Source organism: Mycobacterium sp., from assembly GCF_019243155.1.
Taxonomy (GTDB): domain Bacteria; phylum Actinomycetota; class Actinomycetes; order Mycobacteriales; family Mycobacteriaceae; genus Mycobacterium.
In genome coordinates, this window is sequence record NZ_JAFAUS010000396.1 from 1 (window position 1) to 2,199 (window position 2,199).

A 2,199-nucleotide genomic window follows, 5' to 3' on the forward strand; every position below is an offset into this window, starting at 1 on the left:
CGCGGCGCGGGCCCGCACAAGGACTACGTCTACATCGACGTCCGTCACCTCGGCGCGGACGTACTCGAGGCGAAGCTGCCCGACATCACCGAGTTCGCCCGCACGTATCTGGGCGTGGACCCGGTCAAGGAGCTGGTGCCGGTCTACCCGACGTGTCACTACGTGATGGGCGGCATCCCCACCACCGTGACCGGACAGGTGTTGCGGGACAACACTTCTACCGTGCCCGGTCTGTACGCGGCCGGTGAGTGCGCGTGCGTGTCGGTGCACGGCGCCAACCGGCTCGGCACCAACTCGTTGTTGGACATCAACGTGTTCGGCCGCCGGGCCGGCATCGCGGCGGCTTCGTATGCGCGGGGCCACGACTTCGTCGACATGCCACCCGAGCCGGAGGGGATGGTCGTCGGCTGGGTCGCCGACATCTTGAGCGAGCACGGCAACGAGCGCGTCGCCGACATCCGCGGCGCGCTGCAGCAGACCATGGACAACAACGCCGCGGTGTTCCGCACCGAGGAGACGCTGAAGCAGGCGCTCACCGACATTCACGCGCTGAAGGAACGGTATTCCCGAATTTCCGTGCACGACAAGGGAAAACGGTTCAACAGCGACCTGTTGGAAGCCATCGAGCTGGGCTTCCTGCTGGAGCTGGCCGAGGTCACGGTGGTCGGGGCCCTGAACCGCAAGGAATCCCGCGGCGGGCATGCCCGCGAGGACTACCCCAACCGTGACGACGTCAACTACATGCGCCACACGATGGCCTATAAGGAAATTGGGGCCGATAAGCAGGGCACCGAGTTGCTGAGCGACATCACGCTCGACTTCAAGCCCGTCGTGCAGACTCGTTACGAACCCAAGGAGCGGAAGTACTGATGGCTTTGGAACCAGACGGGGCTTCAGACGTCGAGACCAGCCTGGAACCGCCTTTGCCGGAGATCCCGGAGGGCGCGGTCATGGTGACCGTCAAGATCGCCCGGTTCAACCCCGACCAGCCCGACGCTTTCGCGGAAACCGCTGGCTGGCAAAGCTTTCGGGTGCCGTGCCTGCCGAGCGACCGGATGCTGAACCTGCTCATCTACATCAAGAGCTACCTGGACGGGACGCTGACCTTCCGCCGCTCCTGCGCGCACGGGGTGTGCGGCTCGGACGCCATGCGCATCAACGGCGTCAACCGGCTGGCGTGCAAGGTGCTGATGCGCGATCTGCTGCCTGCCAAAAAGAAGGGGCAGCAGGGCAAGCCGTTGACCATCACGGTCGAACCGATCCGCGGGCTGCCGGTGGAGAAGGACCTGGTCGTCGACATGGAGCCGTTCTTCGACGCCTTCCGCGCGGTGAAGCCGTACCTGGTCACCACCGGCAACCCGCCGACCCGCGAACGCATCCAGAGCCCGACCGACCGCGCCCGCTACGACGACACCACCAAGTGCATCCTGTGCGCGGCCTGCACCACCAGCTGCCCGATCTTTTGGCACGAGGGCAGTTACTACGGCCCGGCGGCGATCGTCAACGCGCACCGTTTCATCTTCGACAGCCGCGACGAGGCGGCCGCCGAGCGCCTGGACATCCTCAACGAGGTGGACGGCGTCTGGCGGTGCCGCACCACGTTCAACTGCACCGAGTCCTGCCCGCGCGGCATTCAGATCACCAAGGCGATCCAAGAGGTCAAGCGCGCGATCCTGTTCTCGCGCTAACCGGGCGGTAGCTTCAGCACCCGGTTGTTGCCCGTATCAGCGACGTAGACATTCCCGGCGGAGTCCACCGCCATCCCCTCGGGATGGTTAAGTCCTTTGAACGGCAATGTTATTGACGTGCTGGTAGCCCTGTCGTACTTCGTGACACGATTGTCGCTGCCGTCGGTCACATACACGTTTCCGCTGGTATCGACGGCCACATCATCCGGGCGTCCGATGAGAAAGGGGAGCACGGTCGGAACGGTCGACGTCCACGGTAGCTTCAGCACCCGCTCGTTGTCCCGGTCGATGACGAAGAGTGCGCCGTCGCGACTCACCGCCGCGGCCGAGGGTCCAGCCAGGCCGCTGAACGGCAGTTCCGCCTGCTCGGTCGAATGCGCGGGCATCTCCACCACCCGGTTGTGCGCGGAGTCGGTGACAAACACCGCGCGGTCACCGTGGGCGTCGCGCGAATAGACCGCCACCCCTGTGGGTTGCCCCAGATCGGTGAACGGCAGCACGGTCGGGTTGG

The 2,199-nt window shown here is 65.3% G+C and carries 2 protein-coding genes and 1 pseudogene; 2 read left to right on the top strand and 1 reads right to left on the bottom strand.

Annotated features, from left to right (window positions below):
* Together JOZ00_RS20515 and JOZ00_RS20520 are read left to right on the top strand one after the other, a co-directional pair.
* A partial coding sequence (locus JOZ00_RS20515) for an FAD-binding protein (RefSeq protein ID WP_293347190.1) occupies positions 1–870 on the top strand: 870 nt, incomplete at its 5' end.
* Positions 870–1,688, top strand: coding sequence for a succinate dehydrogenase iron-sulfur subunit (locus JOZ00_RS20520; protein WP_293347193.1), 819 nt, complete (start codon positions 870–872; stop codon positions 1,686–1,688). The genes JOZ00_RS20515 and JOZ00_RS20520, both read left to right, overlap by 1 nt.
* Here JOZ00_RS20520 and JOZ00_RS20525 read toward each other — a convergent pair.
* Positions 1,685–2,199 (bottom strand): annotated as a pseudogene (locus tag JOZ00_RS20525) (serine/threonine protein kinase); the annotation flags it as partial. The gene JOZ00_RS20520 and the pseudogene JOZ00_RS20525 overlap by 4 nt on opposite strands.